This window comes from Streptomyces sp. NBC_01296 (assembly GCF_035984415.1).
Taxonomy (GTDB): domain Bacteria; phylum Actinomycetota; class Actinomycetes; order Streptomycetales; family Streptomycetaceae; genus Streptomyces.
In genome coordinates, this window is record NZ_CP130720.1 from 7,924,338 (window position 1) to 7,944,125 (window position 19,788).

A 19,788-nucleotide genomic window follows, 5' to 3' on the forward strand; every position below is an offset into this window, starting at 1 on the left:
GGAGCTGCAGTCGGAGCCCGTCGGGAACCGGCCCGGGCTTTCACCCTTTCACCGCACGGGAGTTGTTCCCCATGGCAGCCTCCCTCGTACGGCGACCGGGCGCCACGCCGCCGCGGCGGCCCCGGATCGCCCCCTGATGAAGACCGGCCAGGCACCGTCGCCCACCCGCTGGGCCTTGGCCGCGGTGCTGTGCGCCGCGCTGTTCGCCGTGCTGACCGCCCTGGTCGTGGCCCGGCACGGCGCCCCGTACGCCCTTGACGAGAGCTTGCACCGGTGGTCGGTGGAGCACCGCCCCGCCGTCGCGGTGGCCTTTGCACGCGGCGTCACGGCGACCGGCAGCGGCCCCGTCCCGTACGTGTGTGCCGTCGCCGCCGGGCTCATCGCCGGCCGGGGTACCCGAGGACGGGTGTGGGCGGCCGCGGGCGCACTCGGCTTCCTGCTGCTCGTCCAGGCCGTGCGCCACGCCGTCCTGAACGGCGTGGCGCGGCCGCGTCCGCCCGTTGCCGACTGGGCCGTGCCCGCCAGTGGGTTCGCCTTCCCCTCCGGTCACGCCACCACCTCGGCGATCGTGGCCGGGCTGCTGGCCTGGGCCGCATGGCGTACGGCGACTGCGGCCACCGCCCGGTTCTGCTGGGCTCTGGCGGTCTGCTGGGCGATCGCCGTCGGCCTGAGCAGGATCTACCTCGGAGTGCACTGGCCCACGGACGTCCTCGGCGGCTGGCTCTACGCCCTGGCCTGGCTGACCGCAGCAAGGGCCGTGGCCGCGGCGAAGCGCGTGTGACCTCAGGCTGCCGTCGTCGTATGTGCCCCGGTAAACGGCCATATCGTCCGCCATCGCCTACAGTTCCGTAGACGGAAGGGCAGCCTTGCCTTACCGCGGCCTGTCGCGGCCTTGCCGTCTTGCCGCCATGCGATCCCCGGGAGCGCCCGTGTACCTACCCTCCCGACCGGCGACCGCCAGGACGCTCGCCACCCAACTCGCCGCGCCGAACGCCCCGTACGACGGCGGGCCCCCCGGAGCGCAAGCGCCTCGGCGAATGCCTCGACGCGTCGGCCGAGCCGCTGACCGGCAGCGCGCAGGAGAGCCGTGATGTCCGAAGCGGACCCGGAGCCCGGCCGGAGCGGGAGCGGCGCGCGTACGGACCCGGCCGAGGGCGGGACCTCGCGGCGGGCGGTGCTCGGCTGGGGCGGCGCCGGGGTGGCGCTCGCTGCCGCCGTGGCGGTCTTCCACGGCAACTCCGCCCCGGCAACTCCGCCCCCGGCGACCCCGGCACGGGCGGAGCGGCCGTGCCCTTCCACGGCGAGCACCAGGCCGGTATCGCCTCCGCCGTCCAGGACCGGTTGCACTTCGCCGCGTTCGACGTGAAGACGAAGGACAGCGCGGAGCTCGTTCGGCTCCTCAAGGACTGGACGCGGGCGGCCGAGCGGATGACCGCCGGACTCCCCGTCGGGGAGGGCGCGGTCGGCGGCCTGCCGCAGGCCCCGCCGGACGACACGGGCGAGGCCCTCGGCCTCAAGCCCTCCCGTCTCACCCTCACCATCGGTTTCGGACCGGGCCTCTTCGCCCGGAACATCTCCGGCACCGACCGGAAGGCCCTCGACCAGCACGTGTGGGTCGGCGCTCGAGACCTCCCTGTTCATCTGGACGGCCGTCCAGGCCACCGGTGACGGCATCCGTCCCCTGGTCGGCGCGCTGCTCGGACTCCTCACGTCCGTGGTGCTCGTCCGGCTGTTCTACCGCGGTGCGCTGAAGATCAACCTGGCCGCGTTCTTCACCTGGACCGGGGCCATGCTGATCGTCGTCGCGGCGGGCGTCCTCGCGTACGGGTTCCACGACCTCCAGGAGGCCGGCTTCCTCCCCGGCCTGCACACCCTCGCCTTCGACATCGGCGACACCGTCCCGGCCGACAGCTGGTACGGGACCCTCCTCAAGGGCGTGTTCAACTTCCAGCCCGACCCGACCGTCGTCCAGGTGGTCGTGTGGGGCCTCTACCTCGTCCCGACGATGGTCTTCTTCCTCGCGCCCCAGCGCCGTGGCACCCCGGCCGACAGCCCGGCCCGTTCCACGACGGCCGGCTGAACCGGCACGAACTGATGTGCGGATCCGGCGTCCGGTTGACAATCTGAGGTCATGAACGACCTGACCAACACACCCATCACCCCGGAACTCCTGCGCGGCGCCCTCGACCTGGAGCGCACCGAGCACGGTGTGCTCCCGCACCGGCTGCAGGCCAGGGCCCGCGCCCAGTGCACCGACGGACAGCTGGCGATGGCCGAGGCCCAGCCCTCCGGCGTACGGCTGGTGTTCCGCACCCGGGCCACCGTCGTCGAGCTGGACACGCTCCGCACCAAGATGGCCTACGCGGGCGCACCGCCCCGCCCCGACGGCGTGTACGACCTCCTGGTCGACGGCAGCCTGGCCGGGCAGTCCGGTGTGACCGGCGGCCACGTCCTCTTGGTCGACATGACCACCGGGTCGGCGCAGACCCGCCCCGGCCCGGTCGGCACCGTCCGGTTCGCCGCTCTGCCCGACCGGCCGAAGGACGTCGAGATCTGGCTGCCGTACAACGAGATCACCGAGCTCGTCGCCCTGCGCACGGACGCCCCCGTCGAGCCCGTACCGCACGGGAACCGCAGGGTGTGGCTGCACCACGGCAGTTCGGTCAGCCACGGCTCGGACGCCGCGAGCCCCTCCACGACCTGGCCGGCACTGGCCGCCTCCCTCGGCGATGTGGAGCTGGTCAACCTGGGCCTGGGCGGCAGCGCCCTGCTGGATCCGTTCACCGCCCGGGCCATGCGGGACACACCCGCGGACCTGATCAGCGTCAAGATCGGCCTCAACCTCGTCAACATGGACCTGATGCGTCTGCGCGCCTTCACCCCGGCGGTGCACGGCTTCCTCGACACCCTCCGCGAGGGGCATCCCACCACGCCCCTGCTGGTCGTCTCGCCCATCCTGTGCCCCATCCACGAGGACACCCCGGGCCCCACCGCCCCGGACTTCAGCACCCTCAGCGCCGGGAGGCTGCAGTTCCGGGCCGCGGGCGACCCCGCGGAGCGCGCAGCCGGGAAGCTGACCCTGGGCGTCATCCGCGAGGAGCTGGCCCGCATCGTGGAACAGCGGGCCTCCGACGACCCCCACCTCCACTACGCCGACGGCCGCGAGCTCTACGGCGAGGCGGACTTCGCCGACCTCCCGCTCCCCGACCAACTCCACCCGGACGCCGCCACCCACCGCCGCATGGCCGGCCGCTTCGCCGAACTGGCCTTCGGTACCGGAGGCCCCTTCACCGTCCGCAGCGACTGAGCGGCCACCCGGGAGCGGGAGCCGGCATCAGCCACGGCCACCGCGCCGTTCAGGGGCAGGGGGCGGCCGGTCCTGCTCGGCAACCCCGCCGCGTACAGCTGCCGGATCAGCGCCGCGACGGGCGGGAGCCTGTCCGAGGGGCTCGACGAGGAGAGCAGGGCACCGGGCCTGGAGGCATCGCTGGACCGGATGCACTGAGTCGTGCGCCGCTGCGGTCCTCTCGGCGCCCCAACGCCGAGAGGACCGGGCCGGCGGCCGTGCGTCAGGACGACGGGCTGACCTGGACCGTGGTCAGGGCGCCCCCGGAGGCCTCCTTCACCACGGCGATCCGGGTCCCGGTGTCCGGTACCTTCACGCCCACCTGCGGCAGGTCGGCGTTCCAGTAGCCGCCCCGCCGGTCGTCGAAGACCGGGACGCCCGGCCGCGCCGGGATCAGCACCGGCACGCCCGCCTTGTGCAGCACGATCTCGTCGCTCGGGCGCGTGGAGAACGTCGCGTCGAAGGTCTGCGCCCGCGCGTTCAGCAGCGTGCCGTCGGCGTTCCGCAGCGGCTCCGGCCGTGCGTCGACGGGAAGCAGCAGACCTGCACCCGGATGCGCCTTGGTGGTGTTGTCGCTGTACGCCGTGTCCCAGAGCCAGATGAGCACGCCCTGCTGGTACGGGTAGAACTCCACCGTGTCGTTCCCGGCCCCGAAGTTGTACGGGCCGCTCTTGAGGTAGGCCCCGTAGCCGGTGTAGCGCCGGTTCTCGACCAGGTACGCGCGCGGGTGCTCCGCGGTGCCCGTACGGCCCTGCGTGCGCGACCACTTCAGCGGGTTCCAGCCGTTCGCGCCCTGCTCGGCGCCGTCCCGCACCAGTTCCCGCTCACCCGCCGTGATCCGGATGTCGTCGAAGGTGACGCCCTTGCCGTGCGTGTTGCCGTCCGAGGTCACCCGCAGCCGCAGCTGGATGCTGCGACCGGCCAACCCGTCCAGCGGTACGGCGAGTTCGGCCCAGCCGCCCGACGTACCGGAGACACCCTTCGCCGGGATCGCCGTGCCGCCCACCGTGCCCGGCAGGGCGGTCCAGGTGGTGCCGCCGTCCGTCGAGGCCTCCACGGTCAGGAAGTCGAAGTCCTGCTCGATGTCGTACCAGACGCGGGCGTCGAGCCGGACAGTCGGCCCCGCGCCCGAGAGGTCGACCGTCCGGGTCAGGGTGTTGTCCATGAAGTCGCCGGTGCCGCTCCACCACTGGCTGCCGCCCTCGTACGGGTCGGTCAGATCGGTGCGGGTCACCGAGGGCGGCAGATGCACCAACAACGCCTGTGGATCCTCGGTGTTGTAGCCGGACACCCCGAGCACGGCGCGCGTCTTGCGGCCCGCATCGGCCTCGGTGTACTCCAGCCAGCCCAGTTGCAGCTTGCTCCAGGGGTCGAGGTCGCCGGGGTAGTCGCCGGTGGTGTTGCGGCCCTTGCCGAGGTAGGAGGCAGAGGACATCAGCGACCAGAAGTTGACGCTGTTGTCCCCGTCGGAGCTGTACAGGTCGGGCAGCCCGAGATCGTGCCCGAACTCGTGGGCGAACAGGCCGACTCCGCTGTTCTCCCCGCCGGTCAGATAGTCGCCGGCCCAGATGCCGGAGTCGCCGACCGGAGTGCCGCCCGCCTTGTTGTCCGCGGGCCCCGCGCTGCCGGCCTGGTCCCAGTACGCGAACCAGCGGTGCGCCCAGACGGCGTCCTTGCCCTGGTCGCCGCCGCCCCAGGTCTGGTCCTTGCCCCCGTGGACGACGACGAGGTGGTCGAGGTAGCCGTCCGGCTCGTCGAAGTTGCCGTCGTGGTCGGCGTCGTAGCGGTCCCATACGTCGTATTCGGCCAGCTGGGCCTTGATCTGCTCCGGGGTACGGCCCTTGGCGCGCTCGGTGTGGTACCAGGCGTTGGTGGCATCGCGTACGAGGTCCCAGTTGGTGCGGCACTGGCCGGGCTCGGAGCAGTTGTCGGTCCCGTACCGGGCTTCGTTCCACGGCAGCCGTACCCAGTCGCTGACCTGGCCGTCCATGTCGTAGCGGCCGGAGGACTGCAAGCGGTAGTAGTTGCGGAGCGTGACGGCGCCGGGGTCGGTGCCGAAGAACTGCTGCTGGTAGTACGCCTGGCTGAAGTCCTTGCGCCACAGGGTGTGGTTGTCGGTCTTCGCGGGCTTCTCGATGGTGTTGTGGCGGGGGCCCGGCGTGCCGCCGAAGCGCGGCTTGCCCTCGAACTCGGTGGTCGTGTCCACCTGGTCGCCGAACTCGGCGAGGATCACGAAGACCTTGTCCTTGCGCTCCTGGGCGAGTTCGACGTACCGCTTGCCCACCGCGGCCCGGCGGGGGAGCGTGCCGTCCGCCTCCGCCGCGGTGGCGCCGGAGGCGACGCCCTCGAGTGCCTGGCGGCGCAGGCTCTGGCGCTGGAGTTCCAGCGGTGCGGGTGGTGGGGCCGGGGAGAGTTCGGGGGCCGGCCGCGCCGCGGGGGGCGGCGGGGCGGGTGCGGCGAGCGCGGGGGTGGCGAGGAGGGCGAGGGATATCGCCGCCACCACCGCGGGGAGTCTGCGCAACGTGGCTGACCTTTCGGTGAGTTCGGTCGAAGCGCAGGTAATATTTCACATGTCACAGGTGACGGCTAGAGTGCTGCAGACATCATGAGTTCGCCGCGGCGGGCGCCAGGAAGCGCCCGCCGCGGCGAAGGGTTGCCGTGCCGGTGTCAGGTCAGCCGTCGATGCGGTGCTGGGTCCAGAAGGAGGTCAGGTCCGTGGTCGTGGCGGCCTGGGCGGCCGCCTTGAACTCGGCCGTGGTGGAAACGCCGTACCAGTGTGAAGTGGCGTAGTCCTTCAGCAGCTTGGCCATGGCCGTGTCGCCGAGGACGCGCCGCAGGTCGTGCAGGGCGCACTTGCCGTAGCCGTAGACGACGGTGGAGTAGCGCGAGGAGTGGGCGTCCCAGTAGCCCATGGAGTTGGTGATCTTCTCGGCGGACGAGGCCCACGAGACGCTGTTCCAGCAGTTCGCGCCGGTCTTGTTCAGCGCCAGGTCGGTGGCGTAGTCGGTGAACGCCTCGTCGAGCCACGGGCTCGCGTACTCGTCGTCGCCGACGATGCCGTACCACCACTGGTGGCCGATCTCATGGGTGAGCGCCGTGGTGCTGACCAGGTCGAGGACGAACCCGGGGTACTCCATCCCGCCGAACCAGTAGTTGTTGTCGATGACGGCGTCCAGTTCGCCGTACGGGTAGGCGCCGAACCGCGCCGAGTGCGCGTCCACGGCGGACTTGGCGGTGGTCAGCATCGACTGCGAGTCCGTCGAGCTGATGCCGGACACGGAGTAGATGTTGATCGGGGTGCCCGCGGCCGAGGTGCCGGAGATCTTGCTGAACGGGCCGGCCGCCCAGGCGAAGTCACGGACCTTGGCGGCGGTGGCCGTGGTGACCGTACGCCCGCTGGTGCCGGGAGTGTCCACCGAGGCGCCGGTCGCCGGGACCAGCAGGGTGCTCGGGTGGTCGAGGGCCACGCGGAAGTCGGAGGCCAGCGAGTAGAAGGACTCCCCGTTGTTGGTGTACGGGTCGAGGTGCCAGCCGGCTCCGTCCCTGACCGCGAGGACGGGCAGGGCGTTGCCGAGCATGCTGAACGCCCCGTCGTAGCCGAAGCGGTCGGCGCCGCTGGGCACGGTGATGCCCAGGTCGAAGCCGATCGTGGCGGTCTGCCCCTGGGTCAGCGGGGCCGGCAGGTCGATCTTGAGGGCGGTGCAGGCGACGGACAGGGCGCCCGCGGTGCCGCCGGTGACGTTGCCGACCGTGATCGGCATGGCGGAGCAGGTGCCGTGGTAGTTGTCCCACAGCCTCAGGTACACCTCGCTGAGCGGGGTGGGGGAGGCGTTGGTGAAGGTCGCGCTCTCGTGGCCGGTCCAGACGGTGCCGCTCGTGTTGCTGCTGAGGTTGACGGTGTACGAGGGCGCGGTCGGCGTACGTGTGGAGTCCCCGGGCGGGGTGGTGCCGCCGGAGGTGTCGAGCGCGACGTCGTCGACGACGAAGCTCGTCTGGAGGCTGGAGTCCTCGGTTCCGGTGAAGGCGACGTTCACGGTCTGGCCCGCGAAGGCCGACACGTCGAACGACTTCTGCACGTATCCGGTGTTCTTGTCGAGGTTCGAGTACGTCGCCAGCGTCGTGCTGCCGATCTTCGCCGTCAGCTTGTCGTACTTTGTCGAGGCGGTCGTCTCGGCGGTGTCGATGTGCAGCCAGAAGCTGAGGGTGGCCGTACTGCATCCGGAGGGGATCGTGACGCTCTGGGAGAGCGTGTCGGTGTGCGTCCGGCCGACACCGTTCAGCCAGGCGAAGGTGGTGCCGCCGTGGGCGGCCTGGCCGGCTCGGTTGGTGACGATGCCGGTCTGGGACTGGGTCCAGGGCGAAGTGCCGCTTTCGAAGCCGCCGTTGGCGACCGCCTGGGCCGGGGTGCAGGCGGCCGCGACAGGCGCCCTGGGCGGGGCGGCGGCCGCGGGGGTGGCGGAGAGTGCGGCGGCGGCCAGCGCGGCGAGGGCGAATGCGCTCGTGGCGAGGGCCTTGTGGGGGGTGGTCGGTCTCACACGGAACTCCTTTGAGGCGGCCGGATTCCGGCCTGCTCGGTGGCCGCCCGGTCGGCTCGGGTGCGCCGGAGGGCAGCCGCGGGCTGTGCGCATCGTCTGCACGAGCGCTGAGTGAGATCTGCTGTGCCGCGTCCCCCTGGGTTCAGGGCGACGACTGCCGGAAGAGCCTGGCAGATTTGACCGGGGCATGCCATGAGGGGTGGGTAAAGTGTTCGTACGTGTCGCGGGCCGCCGGTTCCGCCTTCGGGTGCGGCCGACCCGCCGGCCGCGGGTGAGCCGCGTCTCACCCGGGCGCTGCGGCTTGTCTATGCAACGAGTTGCATAGAAAGATCGGGGGTATGGCGCTCGAACACGCGATCCTCGTCTCGCTGCTGGAGAAGCCGGGTTCGGGCTACGAGCTCGCCCGGCGCTTCGACCGGTCCATCGGCTATTTCTGGACCGCCACCCATCAGCAGATCTACCGCGTCCTCAAGCGCATGGAGAGCGACGGCATGCTCGCCGTCCGCGAGGTGGCGCAGCAGGGCCGGCCGGACAAGAAGGAGTACTCCGTCGCAGGCCCCGGCCGCACCGCCCTCTCCCGGTGGCTGCACGAGCCGATCGAACCCGAGAGCCTCCGGCACGACCTCGCCGTGAAGATCCGCGGCGCGGCCTTCGACGACCCGGCCGCGCTGGTCCGCGAGGTCGAGCGGCACCGCCAGGTCCACCGCGACCGGCTCGCCCACTACCTCGCCGGGGAACTGCGCGACTTCACCGGGCCCGATGCGCCGGCACTGCCCGACGCCGGCCACGAACTGCAGCACGTCGTGCTCCGCGGCGGCATCGCGTACGAACGGATGACGATCGCCTGGCTCGACGACGTGCTCGCCACCGTCCACCGGCTCGCAGCGCCCCGCCCGCGCAGCTGAACCGCCCCCCCCCCCGCATCCGCAACAGCACCCTCCACCCCTCGACCCGACCCCTCGGAAGGCGGACCTCCATGGCCGACGCCCTGCTGTTCAACCCGCGCACCTACGACCCGCAGCACTTCGACCCCGAGACCCGCAGGCTGCTGCGCGCCACCGTCGACTGGTTCGAGGAGCGCGGCAAGCGCCGGCTGATCGAGGACTACCGGTCCCGCGCCTGGCTGGCGGACTTCCTCGCCTTCTCCGCCAAGGAAGGCCTGTTCGCCACGTTCCTCACGCCGGCCTCCGCCGCCGACGGCCACGCCGACAAGCGCTGGGACACCGCCAGGATCGCCGCCCTCAACGAGATCTTCGGGTTCTACGGTCTCGATTACTGGTACGCGTGGCAGGTGACCATCCTCGGCCTCGGCCCCGTCTGGCAGAGCGACAACGCCGCCGCCCGCGCCCGCGCGGCCGAACTCCTCTCCGAGGGCGAGGTGTTCGCCTTCGGCCTGTCGGAGAAGGCGCACGGCGCCGACATCTACTCCACCGACATGCTGCTGGAGCCCGACGGCAACGGCGGATTCCGGGCCACCGGCTCCAAGTACTACATCGGCAACGGCAATGCCGCCGCTCTCGTCTCCGTCTTCGGCCGTCGCACCGACGTCGAGGGCCCGGACGGGTACGTGTTCTTCGCCGCCGACAGCCGCCACCCGGCCTACCACCTGGTGAAGAACGTCGTCGACTCCTCCAAGTACGTCAGCGAGTTCCGCCTCGAGGACTACCCGGTCGGCGCGGACGACGTCCTGCACACCGGCCGGGCCGCCTTCGACGCGGCCCTCAACACCGTCAACGTCGGCAAGTTCAACCTCTGCACCGCCTCGATCGGCATCTGCGAGCACGCGATGTACGAGGCCGTGACCCACGCGCAGAACCGCATCCTCTACGGCCGCCCCGTCACCGCCTTCCCGCACGTGCGCCGCGAGCTGACCGACGCGTACGTCCGTCTCGTCGGGATGAAGCTGTTCAGCGACCGCGCAGTCGACTACTTCCGCACCGCGGGCCCCGACGACCGCCGCTACCTCCTCTTCAACCCGATGACGAAGATGAAGGTGACCACGGAGGGCGAGAAGGTCATCGACCTGATGTGGGACGTCATCGCCGCCAAGGGCTTCGAGAAGGACAACTACTTCGCCCAGGCCGCCGTCGAGATCCGCGGGCTGCCCAAGCTCGAGGGAACGGTCCACGTCAACCTCGCGCTGATCCTGAAGTTCATGCGCAACCACCTGCTGGACCCGGCGCAGTACGCGCCCGTCCCGATCCGCCTCGACGCGGCCGACGACGACTTCCTCTTCCGGCAGGGCCCGGCCCGTGGCCTCGGCTCCGTACGCTTCCACGACTGGCGCCCCGCCTTCGACACGTACGCGGCCCTGCCCAACGTCGCCCGCTTCCGCGAGCAGGCGGACGCGCTGTGCACGTTCGTCACCACGGCCGCCCCCGACGAGCAGCAGAGCCGCGACCTGGACCTCCTGCTCGCCGTCGGCCAGCTCTTCGCGCTCGTCGTCCACGGCCAGCTGATCCTGGAGCAGGCGCAGCTGACGGGCCTGGACGAGGACGTGCTGGACGAGCTGTTCGCCGTCCTCGTACGAGACTTCTCCGCGCACGCCGTCGAGCTGCACGGGAAGGACTCCGCCACCGAGGAGCAGCAGGGCTGGGCCATGGGTGCGGTCCGGCGTCCGGTCATCGATGCGGCCCGCTCGGCCCGGGTCTGGGACCGTGTCGAGGCCCTGTCCGGGGCGTACGAGATGGCTCCGTAACGACGGCAGCGCAGCAGCCGCTCCGGCCCACCACCGCGTCGCCCGCGCGGTGGTGGGCCGTGCTGCTTCCCTCCGGTGGCGGGCCCCGGCCCGGCTGAGCCGCCCGGCCCGTAGCGTGGTGGCATGACTACGAAGCCGACCGGCGCGAGCGGACCGAAGGTGCCGCCCTCCTATCCGCCCAGGACGCCTCCGCCGCAGAAGAAGCCCGTGGAAGCCCCGCGCCCCCGGCCCGCCACGAAGCCGGCGGCCCGGACGCCTGCGCGCGGAGCCCGGATACGGGGTCGGGCCGCGACCTCGTAGGGTGGCGGGATGGCGATCACACCACCGGAGAAGGACGGCACCCGGCTGCTGTACGGATGCATGGCGCTCGGCGGCAGCTGGGACACCGATGCGTACGGCCCCGCCGACATCGATGCGGCCGAGGCGGCGATCGAGGCGGCGCTGGACAGCGGAATCGATACCTTCGACCACGCCGACATCTACCGGCGCGGCAAGGCGGAAGCCGTCTTCGGAGAGGTCCTGGCCCGCACCCCGGGCCTGCGCGAGCGGATCGTGCTGCAGACCAAGTGCGGGATCCGGCTGGCGGACGGCGGCCTGCCCGGCATGTACGACCTGCGCGGCCCCTCCATCGTGCGGCGCGTCGAGGAGAGCCTCGGCCGCCTCCGCACCGACGTCATCGACGTCCTGCTCCTGCACCGGCCCGACCCGCTGGCCGCCCCGGAGGACGTCGCGGCGGCCCTCACCTCGCTGCGCGAGCGGGGCCTGGTCCGCCGGTTCGGTGTCTCGAACATGAACGCCGCGCAGATCGCCGCCCTCCAGCGGCATCTGGAGTTCCCGCTCGTCGCCAACCAGCTGGAGATGAGCCTGGACCGGCGGGACTGGCTCGAGGACGGCGTCCTCGTCAACACGGCCGCGGCGGCGGCGAACGGCTTCCCGGCCGGGACGCTCGAGTACTGCCTGGAGAACGGGGTCCGACTCCAGGCCTGGGGCGCGCTGGCGCAGGGCCGGTTCACCGGCGGGCAGGAGAGCCCCGAGGAGCACGCCACGGCCCGCCTCGTGCGGTCGCTGGCCGATGCGAAGGGCACGACGCCGGAGACGGTACTGCTGTGGTGGCTGCAGCGGCATCCCGCCCGCGTCGCCCCCGTCGTGGGCAGCAGCCGTCCCGAGCGCATCCGGGCCTGCCGCGACGCCGCGCTGCGCGAACCCGATCTCACGCACGAGGAGTGGTACGAGCTGTGGATCGCCGCCCGCGGAGCCCCGCTGCCGTAGCGGGGCGGGCGGGTCGGCGGGTCCGGCGGTGTCAGGGTGTGACGGTCAGATGCTCCACGACCAGGTCTGGTCCGCGCTGACCACCCAGGCGAGGACGAGGAGGTCGGCGACGCCCAGGGCGAGGCCGAGCCGGGCGCGTCCGGGACGGCTCGTACCGCGGTGCAGGGCGAGGGCGGCGAGGACGATCGCGGTCGGCCCGAGGAACAGGTTCATCGCGAGGAGGCCGACCAGGCCGAACACGAACGAGGCCACCGCCATCCCGTCGGCCTGACGGGCGACGGGAGCGGGGAGCGCGGTACCGGGGGTATTCATGATCGTCCTTCCTGTCGGCCGGCCGGTCGGTGGCGCCGGGTGGACCGCTCGCGCACGGCGAAGACCAGCAACCAGCAGGCGATCGCGGCGGTGGCGGCGAGGGATATGTCTACGGGCACATGGGCCACGGTTCCGAGGGCGACCCCCATCAGCATGAGGGCCGCTATCAGGAAGAGCATCGTGCTTCCTCCATCGTGCTCACTCCAAAGAATAGGAGACAGTTGTGCACTGACTGCTCAGTCTAAATGCAAGCGCGCGGATTCAGGGAATCGGGGGTTGACTTTTCGTCATGAGTGAGACCATCGGGGCACGCCAGGCCCAACGGAACAAAACTCGCAGGGCCTTGCTGGACGCAGCCCTGTCACTGCTGGAGGAGCAGGGCCTGGGCAGCCTCGGCCTGCGGGAGGTGACCCGCGTCGCGGGGGTCACCCCGACGGCCTTCTACCGGCACTTCCGCGATACCGAAGAACTGGGAATCGCCCTGGTGGACGAGGCGCTGCAGAGCCTGCACGGCACCGTCCGCTCGACCCTCACCGCCTCCGGGGACGCGGAGCAGCGGATCGACACGACCGTGGGCCTGATGGCCGAACTCGTACGGGAGTACCCGGGGCACATCCGCTTCATCGTGCGGGAACGGCACGGCGGCGTGCGCAGGGTGCGCGAGGCGGTGTCGGGCCAGCTCGACGCGTTCGCCGACGAGGTGGCCGAGCGCCTCGGCACCGATCCGCTGAGTGCGGGCTGGAGCGCGGACGACCTGCTCATGCTGGCGCGGCTGTACGTCGACCACATGGTGATGACCGTTTCCGCCTACCTGGCCGCCGGCCCGGAGGGCGAGCAGTGGGCAGCGGTCACGCGCACCGCCCGTCGCCAACTCCGCCTGATCCACACGGGACGGCTGAACTGGACTCCCGAACGGCCTCGCCGGCAGGGTCGGCGGGCATCGTCCGATCACGATTGATCACGATGCCCGAAGGGGACGCGGAAGCCCGCGAGTGCCCAAGTATCCTCAGCCGGACGGACTTTGGCTGACCACCAGCGAACCGGACGGCGAGGGGCAGATATGTGGGGGCGGGGGACGGTCTTAGGGGACCGGTACACACTGGCCGAGCGGATCGGCGGTGGCGGCATGGGCGAGGTCTGGCGCGCCGACGACGACGTGCTCAGACGGCAGGTCGCGGTGAAGGTCCTGCTGCCCGCGCTGCTCGACGACGCCTCGTTCGCCGCGCGCTTTCGCCGCGAGGCCACGGTCCTCGCCTCGCTCAGCCACCCGGGCATCGTCGACGTGCACGACTACGGCGAGAGCCGGATCGAATCCGGTGAGCAGGTCGCGTACATCGTCATGGACCTCGTCGAGGGACGGACGCTGACCGAGGTCCGCTCGCAGTCCGGGCCGCTCCCCGTCGAGCAGGCGCTCGACATCGCCGGCCAGGCCCTGGACGCGCTGCACGCCGCGCACCTCCAGGGGGTCACGCACCGCGACATCAAGCCGTCGAACCTGATGCTGGGCGAGGACGGCCGGGTGACGGTCACCGACTTCGGCATCGCCCGTTCCAGCGCGGCGAGCACCGGGATCACCGACTCGCACGCGGTCCTCGGGACGGCGCTGTACATGGCTCCCGAACAGGCGGAGGGGCTCGGCGCCATCGCCGCGTCCGACCTGTACTCCATGGGTGTGGTCTGCTTCGAACTGCTCACCGGAGAACCGCCGTTCACCGGCGAATCGGTCGTCGAGATCGCGCTCAAGCACATCAGGGAGCCGGTCCCGGACCTTCCGGCCGAATTCCCCGGGCCGGTACGCGCCTTCGTCGCCAGGGCGCTGGCCAAGCGGCCCGAGGAGCGGTACGCCGACGCTTCGGTGATGGCTGCGGCGGCGCGGCGCGCGGCGGCCGGACGGCCGCTCGGCGAACTCGACGCGCCGGCGGGACCGGTCGTCGCGGGGACCGCCCCGGCTGCGGGGGCCGGCGCCGAGCTGCGGCGGTCGTGGCGGGATCGGCTGCGCATCCCCGCGTCCGTCTCCGCGCCGCTTGCGATCGGGTTCAGTGTGACGATCACGGTCTCGGTGGCCGTCACCGTCTTCTACATCGACCCCGGGGCGCGGCAGACCGATGCGAACGGGCCGGGGCAGCGCCCCTCCACCTCCGTGTCCGCGCCGGCGTCCGGCAGCGGGAGCTCGAGCCCCGGCGCGTCCCCCTCGGCGAGTGCGACAGTCGGTACGCCCGACGGCTCGCCCCCGCCCGCGGGCGAGAACCCGGGAGCGCAGGGCGGCGGCGGGGCCGCCGCCGCGGGCGGCGTCGGCGGCGCGGCGCCGGTCCCGAACCCCCAGTCGGCCGCGGGCGGTTCCGGCGACGGCGGGAGCCGGCCCGGCTCGGGGCCGAGCGGCGGCGGAGCCGGGGGAGGGGGCACGCCCGGAGGCGGCGGCTCGACCCCCGGAGGATCGGGCAACGGCGGGTCCAACCCGCCGCAGGGCTGCGGCGGAACCGGCTGGGGCGCCATCACCAACGTCGGCGACGGGCTCAAGATCGGCTTCAGCGGCTCCGCCCCGCAGGGGAACGCCAAGGTGATCATGGGCGGCACCACCGCGTTCGGCTGGCTCCACGAGAAGAACAACTACGACAGCTTCACGACGTGCGGCTCGTCGGGCATCTCGATGGCGCGGGCGCTCACCCAGTTCAACGACACCGTGCGCGTCGAGCTCGCCGGCCCGTTCGCCGGAGGCGGGTGGTGGAACCTGGAGAAGGCCCCCACGGCGGGCGCCTACTACATCAAGGACATCGCGTTCCAGGGCGGCTGCCTGACGGACAACGGCCCCGGCAATCAGCTGACGGTGGTGGCCTGCTCCGGGAGCAGAGCCCAGCAGTGGCGGATTCCGTAGGGGCCGTTGCGCAGGGCTCCCGAAGGCTCAGCGCGCCGACCCGGTCCCGGGTCGGCGCGCTGCTGCGGTCAGCGGGCCGACTCGGTGTCGAACGTGTAGAACTTCCGGTGGTCCAGCAGGTCGGCCGGGGTCACGTTGTTCCACGGACGCATCGGGCGGTGCAGGTCCACGACGTTCGGCGTGGCCGCGCCCGGCAGATAGGCGGACTTCGGGTTCCGGCGCTGCCACTCGGCCCACAGCATGTCGATGAACGCGTGGTGCATCCAGAACACCGGGTCGTTGGGAGAGGCCGCGCTGGCCATCTGGCCGCCGATCCACACGTGTACCCGGTTGTGCAGGCCGGCCCCGCGCCAGCCCTCCAGATGGTTGCGGAAGCCGTCCGAGGCGCTGTTCCAGGGGGCTGCGTCGTACACCGGCATGGCGAGTACGGCGTTCACCTCGTCCTTGGTCGGCAGCTGGACCCCTCGCGCGCCGAGTTCGCGCACCAGGTACGGGCGCTTGTCCACCCCCACGCTGACGGCCCACTTGCCCGCCGCGTACGCGAACGGGCCGTCGAGCACCTGGCCGTCGCGGTCCCGGCCGGTACCGCCCAGGAAGTCCGCGGCCCAGAGCGCGGAGGCGGGGGTGCGGTCCACGGTCCAGTCCCAGTAGGGGAGGGAGACCTTCGGATCCACCTTCTGCAACTCGGCTTCGAAGTCCAGCAGGAAGCGGCGGTGCCAGGGAAGGAAGGACGGGGCGCGGTGTCCGACGCGGTCGCCGAAGTCGCTGTCGGTCATGAGGAAGCTGTTGTGGGCGGTGACGAAGCGGTCGTAGGTGCCGTTCCGCTTGAGCTCGAGCAGCGCACCGGTGAAAGCGCGCTTCTCCTCCGGGGTGAGCTTGGCCTGGTTCTTGCGGACGGTCATGCCGTGCCCCCCGTGGGGCCGAACGCAGCGAGGGCGGCGCCCCGGAGGTCGCGCACGGCGGCGCGGACGACCGTGACGGGGTCGGGAAACGTCTCGTAGTGGTTGACGACGCTGACCCAGCTGCCGTCGGCATTGCGCATCACGTGCAGCTCGTTGCCGTCGATGCGGACCGTGGGCAGACCGGGGGAGTGGTGCCCGCCCTGGTGGTCGCCTTCGCCGAACGTGATCTGGATGCGGCGGCCCTCGTAGACCTCGTCGATGGTGCCGGTCGGTATCGGGCCGGGCGACGAGGCCGCGTCGGCCCCCTTCGGGTCGCCGCCCGAGGAGGACGTGCCGGAGGCATGGATGACGGCGACGGTCAGCCCGACCGCGGTGACTGCGCCGACAGCAGTGCCCAAGGCCTGTCGGCGGGTGATCTTCTTCATGGCTTGAAGAGGTATCAGAAGGCCGTGAACGCCTGATCAGTGCCCTGTGCATCCATCCCGGCAGCGCGCAGGACTCCCCGCCTCGTACGGAACGTCACGCGAAGGCGGGGAGCCCACGGCCGGCATCAGCCGTTCGGCGCCGCCACCGGAACGGGCCGGCGGGCCGACCGCGTCATGCCGGCGTCCACGTGGTTCGCCCTGAGCGCCGCGTACGCGCTGGACAGCGCCTGCCTCCGGACCGGGCGGCGGTCGGCGAAAGCCGTCAGATCGCCCGCGCACTGCAGCTCCCATCGCGGGAAGCGGCGCCGGGACATGGCCACGGACGCGCTGGGGGCGAAATACAGCATGGTGGTGTTCTCGTGGGGGTTGTGCGCCGAACCCTCGTACACCATTCGGCCGGTGGTCTCGAGGCGGTCCGCCAGACGGGCCAGCGCGCTCGCGTCGGGCCTGTCCATGAACAGGCCGACGTGGTTCTCGAAACCGTGGACGCGCTCCTGCGCCCCCACCTCGTCCGTGTAGCCGGGGCTGCACCGCGGGAAGAGGAAGACCTCGACCTCCGGCGCCAGACCGCTCGTGACGCGCAGCCGCGTCACCCGTATGTCCGCATCGTCCGGGAGCCGGTGACGCTCCACCAGACGGCGCTTCACCAGCACGCTCGGTATGGTGGTCGATGCGGGCCAGCCGTTCTCCTCGAAGTACTCGAGAGCGGAATCCACTGTTTCCGGGAACAGTAGCGTTGCGCAATGCGAAACAACGCATCCGCTGTTGATTTCCCGTTTGAGATCACCCGGTATCCAGGGTGGCAGGAGAGCGTCCAGTGATTTTTTGGAGGCGTGGAGGGCGTAGTCAACAGCATGCTGGAGGCGCTGGACGTCACACGGTTCGAACGTCACTTGATGCATGTCGCAGCCTTTCTGTTGCCGACACCTGATTAAAGCCATGTCACCCATCAGGCGGCACTTGGCCGTAGCCTGATCGGGTGAACGGAGATGTCTGACCTGGGCATCTTGACCTCATGCAACCGTGGTTGTACTCATCGGTGAAGTACCGCACTTTCAACGGAAGGCGTCTTTCCCAGGAGGTAGAGGGCATGTCTCCGTACGGCCGGAAGAATTCTCCGCGCATCGTGATAGCCGGTGCCGGAATTGGCGGACTGACAACGGCCTTGAGCCTTCATGCGGCAGGCCTGGACGATGTGCTCATCCTGGAAGCGTGTCCGAACCTGCGCGCGGTCGGCGCCGGAATCAATCTGCAGCCCGCCGCCGTGCGCGAGCTGACCGAACTCGGTCTGGCGAAGGCGCTCGACGACGTCGCGGTGGCGACCGCCCGGTTGGAGTACCACCACCGCTACGGCGGCCTGATCTGGTCGGAGCCGCGCGGCCGCGCCGCCGGCTACAACTGGCCGCAGTACTCGGTGCACCGGGCGGACCTGCAGGACATCCTGCTGTCGGCGGTCCGGGACCGGCTCGGCCCCGAGTCGCTGGTCACCGGAGAGCGCCTCGCGCGGTACGAGCAGGGCCGGGAGCACGGCCGGCCCACCGTACGGGCGTACGTGGCGGGCCGGCCCGGCCCGCTCTCCTGCGACCTGCTCATCGGCGCGGACGGCATCAACTCCGCCGTGCGCGCGACCATGTACCCGGACGAAGGGCCGCCGCTCGGCAACGGGATATCCATGTGGCGCGGGGTGACCGAGGGCCCGCCCTTCCTCGACGGGCGCACGATGGTCATCGTCGGCTGCAACGCGCGGGTGAAGGCCGTGGCCTACCCCGTCTCCCGGCCCGACGGGAGCGGGCGGTGCCTGCTCAACTGGGTGGTGGAGAGCCGCACCGCCGACGGCCTGGGCGACGAGGACGCGCGGGGCGGGGCCGACTGGGACCGTTCGGTACCGCCGCAGGAGGTGCTCGTGCACCTCGAAGGCTGGCGCAGCGACTTCCTCGACCTGCAGGGCATCATCGCCGGGGCGCCCCGCATCGGCCGGTACCCGATGATCGACCGCGACCCGCTGCCGGCGTGGACGGACGGCCGTGTCGTCCTGCTCGGCGACGCCGCCCACCCCTTGTACCCGACCGGATCCAACGGCGCCTCGCAGGCCATCGTCGACGCCCGCGTCCTGGCGTACGCGCTCGCCCACCACGACGTGGACGAGGCCCTGGCGCGCTACGAGGCGGACCGCCGCCCGCAGACCACCCTCCTCCTCGCGGCGCACCGCCGACTGGAACCCGACCCGGTACTCCGCCAGGTGGAGGCCCTTGCCCCGAACGGCTTCCTCGACATTCGCCACGTCCTGCCGGAGGACAGGCTGGACGGCATCAAGTCCTGTACGCGCCAGGTCACCGGCGTGGACGCCACCGCGCTCAATGCGCGTTCCTCCTGGAGCGTCGCCGTATGAACAGCTCCCGTCTGCGCACCACCTCCGCCGCCGCGCTCGGCTCCGCCGCGCTGCTGGCCGCGCTCCTGTCCGCCACCGGGCAGCCCTCCGTCCCGACGCCGCCCTCCGGCTCCGCCGCGCGCCTGCCCGACTGCGGTGACAACGCCGGCGGCGCGGCGTGTTCCACGTACGGTCCCGCCGCCCGCCTGGGCCGCGGCACGGTCCGTACGTACGGCGAGTACCAGGACGGGATCCCCAGGACCCTGGGAGTCTCCCTGACCGCCCCGGCCGTCACCGCCCTGCCCGCCGCCCCCACCGACGGCAAGCACTGCTACGACGCGGACGCCGACGGGACCCTCGACGACACCCACGAGTGCGTCGGCGGCCACAGCCTGGAGCTCGCGCTGCCGCCCGCCCCGGCCGCCTCGGCGGGCCTGCCCTTCCAGTGGGTGCTGTTCAACTGGAACCCGCACGGTCACAACCCGCACGGCCGCTACGACGTCGCCCACTTCGACGTGCACTTCTACCTCGCCCCCCGCGAGGTCCGGTCGGGCATCAAGACCGGCGGCTGCGCCCTGCTGATCGCCTGCGACCAGATGGCCTCCGCCGGAAAGCCCGTCCCGGCCGCGTACCTGCCGGCGGGCTACCCCGCGAGCAGCCCGCAGACCGCGGAAGGCGCCATGGGCGCTCACCTCGACAGCCGCCCCCCGTCCACCGGCACGCTCACCGGCCAGACCTTCATCTACGGGGCGTACGCGGGCGACCTGATCTTCATGGAGCCGATGCTCACCCGGGACTTCCTCCAACGGCACCGCACCTCGCCCGGCCACCGCACCTGCGAGGCCGTCCCCCAGCCGGCCGCCTGGCGGATCCCCGGCTGGTACCCCACGCGGTACTGCACCGCCTACCGCCCCGACGAGGGCGACTACACCGTCTCCCTCACGGACTTCGTCCACTCGGCCGGGGCGCGCCGCCTCGTCACGGCGGGCCGGTGAACCGCTGCCGCGTGGCGCAGCGGGTGCGGGCGGCAGGGAGCCGTCACAATCGGGCTGTCCGTCATG

General features: G+C 71.6%; 16 protein-coding genes and 2 pseudogenes. 11 read left to right on the forward strand and 7 right to left on the reverse strand.

Annotated features, from left to right (window positions below; genetic code table 11):
• Window positions 1–136: 136 nt before the first annotated feature.
• The 4 genes and pseudogenes from OG299_RS36060 (at window position 137) to OG299_RS36075 (ending at window position 3,307) form a co-directional block, all read left to right on the forward strand.
• On the forward strand, window positions 137–781 hold the full coding sequence (locus tag OG299_RS36060; protein WP_327363816.1) for a phosphatase PAP2 family protein: 645 nt from the start codon (window positions 137–139) through the stop codon (window positions 779–781).
• A gap of 309 nt (window positions 782–1,090) precedes the next feature.
• Window positions 1,091–1,587, forward strand: a pseudogene (locus OG299_RS36065) (Dyp-type peroxidase domain-containing protein); the annotation flags it as partial.
• 34 nt (window positions 1,588–1,621) lie between these two features.
• Window positions 1,622–2,080: pseudogene (locus OG299_RS36070) on the forward strand (FTR1 family iron permease); the annotation flags it as partial.
• 51 nt (window positions 2,081–2,131) lie between these two features.
• On the forward strand, window positions 2,132–3,307 hold the full coding sequence (locus OG299_RS36075; protein ID WP_327363817.1) for an SGNH/GDSL hydrolase family protein: 1,176 nt from the start codon (window positions 2,132–2,134) through the stop codon (window positions 3,305–3,307).
• Window positions 3,308–3,569: 262 nt separating this feature from the next.
• On the opposite strand, the gene OG299_RS36080 is transcribed toward OG299_RS36075, so the two are convergent.
• Both OG299_RS36080 and OG299_RS36085 read right to left on the reverse strand, forming a co-directional pair.
• A complete protein-coding gene (locus OG299_RS36080; protein ID WP_327363818.1) occupies window positions 3,570–5,867 on the reverse strand; it encodes an immune inhibitor A domain-containing protein in 2,298 nt (765 codons plus the stop codon).
• Window positions 5,868–6,018: 151 nt separating this feature from the next.
• Window positions 6,019–7,881, reverse strand: coding sequence for a M1 family aminopeptidase (locus OG299_RS36085; RefSeq protein WP_327363819.1), 1,863 nt, complete (start codon window positions 7,879–7,881; stop codon window positions 6,019–6,021).
• 338 nt (window positions 7,882–8,219) lie between these two features.
• Here OG299_RS36085 and OG299_RS36090 point away from each other — a divergent pair, with 338 nt between their 5' ends.
• From OG299_RS36090 to OG299_RS36100, 3 genes are all read left to right on the forward strand, one after another.
• On the forward strand, window positions 8,220–8,786 hold the full coding sequence (locus OG299_RS36090; protein WP_327363820.1) for a PadR family transcriptional regulator: 567 nt from the start codon (window positions 8,220–8,222) through the stop codon (window positions 8,784–8,786).
• 71 nt (window positions 8,787–8,857) lie between these two features.
• Window positions 8,858–10,579, forward strand: coding sequence for an acyl-CoA dehydrogenase family protein (locus tag OG299_RS36095; RefSeq protein WP_327363821.1), 1,722 nt, complete (start codon window positions 8,858–8,860; stop codon window positions 10,577–10,579).
• A gap of 309 nt (window positions 10,580–10,888) precedes the next feature.
• A complete protein-coding gene (locus OG299_RS36100) occupies window positions 10,889–11,848 on the forward strand; it encodes an aldo/keto reductase (protein WP_327363822.1) in 960 nt (319 codons plus the stop codon).
• A 45-nt stretch (window positions 11,849–11,893) separates the two neighbouring features.
• On the opposite strand, the gene OG299_RS36105 is transcribed toward OG299_RS36100, so the two are convergent.
• Together OG299_RS36105 and OG299_RS36110 are read right to left on the reverse strand one after the other, a co-directional pair.
• Window positions 11,894–12,160: a DUF4190 domain-containing protein gene (locus OG299_RS36105; RefSeq protein ID WP_266632563.1), complete on the reverse strand. Its 267-nt coding sequence runs from the start codon at window positions 12,158–12,160 to the stop codon at window positions 11,894–11,896.
• Window positions 12,157–12,339, reverse strand: a complete 183-nt coding sequence (locus tag OG299_RS36110) for a hypothetical protein (RefSeq protein WP_266632564.1) — start codon at window positions 12,337–12,339, stop codon at window positions 12,157–12,159. The genes OG299_RS36105 and OG299_RS36110 overlap by 4 nt, the downstream gene beginning before the upstream one ends.
• Window positions 12,340–12,449: 110 nt before the next feature.
• Here OG299_RS36110 and OG299_RS36115 point away from each other — a divergent pair, with 110 nt between their 5' ends.
• A complete protein-coding gene (locus OG299_RS36115; protein ID WP_327363823.1) occupies window positions 12,450–13,118 on the forward strand; it encodes a TetR family transcriptional regulator in 669 nt (222 codons plus the stop codon).
• 102 nt (window positions 13,119–13,220) lie between these two features.
• Complete coding sequence (locus OG299_RS36120; RefSeq protein ID WP_327363824.1) at window positions 13,221–15,032, forward strand: protein kinase domain-containing protein; 1,812 nt, start codon at window positions 13,221–13,223, stop codon at window positions 15,030–15,032.
• 68 nt (window positions 15,033–15,100) lie between these two features.
• Here the strand turns inward: OG299_RS36120 and melC2 are convergent, their stop codons facing one another.
• The 3 genes from melC2 to OG299_RS36135 all read right to left on the reverse strand — a co-directional run bounded on the left by melC2 (window position 15,101) and on the right by OG299_RS36135 (window position 17,075).
• A complete protein-coding gene (gene melC2 / locus OG299_RS36125) occupies window positions 15,101–15,934 on the reverse strand; it encodes a tyrosinase MelC2 (RefSeq protein ID WP_266632568.1) in 834 nt (277 codons plus the stop codon).
• A complete protein-coding gene (melC1, locus tag OG299_RS36130) occupies window positions 15,931–16,359 on the reverse strand; it encodes an apotyrosinase chaperone MelC1 (RefSeq protein ID WP_266632570.1) in 429 nt (142 codons plus the stop codon). Before melC1 ends, melC2 begins: the two co-directional genes overlap by 4 nt.
• 125 nt (window positions 16,360–16,484) lie before the next feature.
• On the reverse strand, window positions 16,485–17,075 hold the full coding sequence (locus OG299_RS36135; protein WP_327363825.1) for a hypothetical protein: 591 nt from the start codon (window positions 17,073–17,075) through the stop codon (window positions 16,485–16,487).
• Window positions 17,076–17,449: 374 nt separating this feature from the next.
• Between OG299_RS36135 and OG299_RS36140 the strand changes: the two genes are divergently transcribed.
• Together OG299_RS36140 and OG299_RS36145 are read left to right on the forward strand one after the other, a co-directional pair.
• The gene (locus tag OG299_RS36140; protein WP_327363826.1) at window positions 17,450–18,748 is read left to right on the forward strand and encodes a flavin-dependent oxidoreductase; all 1,299 of its coding nucleotides are present in this window, start codon (window positions 17,450–17,452) and stop codon (window positions 18,746–18,748) included.
• Window positions 18,745–19,722: a hypothetical protein gene (locus OG299_RS36145; protein WP_266632576.1), complete on the forward strand. Its 978-nt coding sequence runs from the start codon at window positions 18,745–18,747 to the stop codon at window positions 19,720–19,722. Before OG299_RS36140 ends, OG299_RS36145 begins: the two co-directional genes overlap by 4 nt.
• Window positions 19,723–19,788: the final 66 nt, after the last annotated feature.

What these genes read in the sequence shown, in the direction of transcription:
- OG299_RS36060 (WP_327363816.1), top strand. Translation starts at nt 137, where the DNA reads ATGAAGACCGGCCAGGCACCGTCGCCCACCCGCTGGGCCTTGGCCGCG.
- OG299_RS36075 (WP_327363817.1), top strand. Translation starts at nt 2,132, where the DNA reads ATGAACGACCTGACCAACACACCCATCACCCCGGAACTCCTGCGCGGC.
- OG299_RS36090 (WP_327363820.1), top strand. Translation starts at nt 8,220, where the DNA reads ATGGCGCTCGAACACGCGATCCTCGTCTCGCTGCTGGAGAAGCCGGGT.
- OG299_RS36095 (WP_327363821.1), top strand. Translation starts at nt 8,858, where the DNA reads ATGGCCGACGCCCTGCTGTTCAACCCGCGCACCTACGACCCGCAGCAC.
- OG299_RS36100 (WP_327363822.1), top strand. Translation starts at nt 10,889, where the DNA reads ATGGCGATCACACCACCGGAGAAGGACGGCACCCGGCTGCTGTACGGA.
- OG299_RS36105 (WP_266632563.1), bottom strand. Translation starts at nt 12,160, where the DNA reads ATGAATACCCCCGGTACCGCGCTCCCCGCTCCCGTCGCCCGTCAGGCC.
- OG299_RS36110 (WP_266632564.1), bottom strand. Translation starts at nt 12,339, where the DNA reads ATGCTCTTCCTGATAGCGGCCCTCATGCTGATGGGGGTCGCCCTCGGA.
- OG299_RS36115 (WP_327363823.1), top strand. Translation starts at nt 12,450, where the DNA reads ATGAGTGAGACCATCGGGGCACGCCAGGCCCAACGGAACAAAACTCGC.
- OG299_RS36120 (WP_327363824.1), top strand. Translation starts at nt 13,221, where the DNA reads ATGTGGGGGCGGGGGACGGTCTTAGGGGACCGGTACACACTGGCCGAG.
- melC2 (WP_266632568.1), bottom strand. Translation starts at nt 15,934, where the DNA reads ATGACCGTCCGCAAGAACCAGGCCAAGCTCACCCCGGAGGAGAAGCGC.
- melC1 (WP_266632570.1), bottom strand. Translation starts at nt 16,359, where the DNA reads ATGAAGAAGATCACCCGCCGACAGGCCTTGGGCACTGCTGTCGGCGCA.
- OG299_RS36140 (WP_327363826.1), top strand. Translation starts at nt 17,450, where the DNA reads ATGTCTCCGTACGGCCGGAAGAATTCTCCGCGCATCGTGATAGCCGGT.
- OG299_RS36145 (WP_266632576.1), top strand. Translation starts at nt 18,745, where the DNA reads ATGAACAGCTCCCGTCTGCGCACCACCTCCGCCGCCGCGCTCGGCTCC.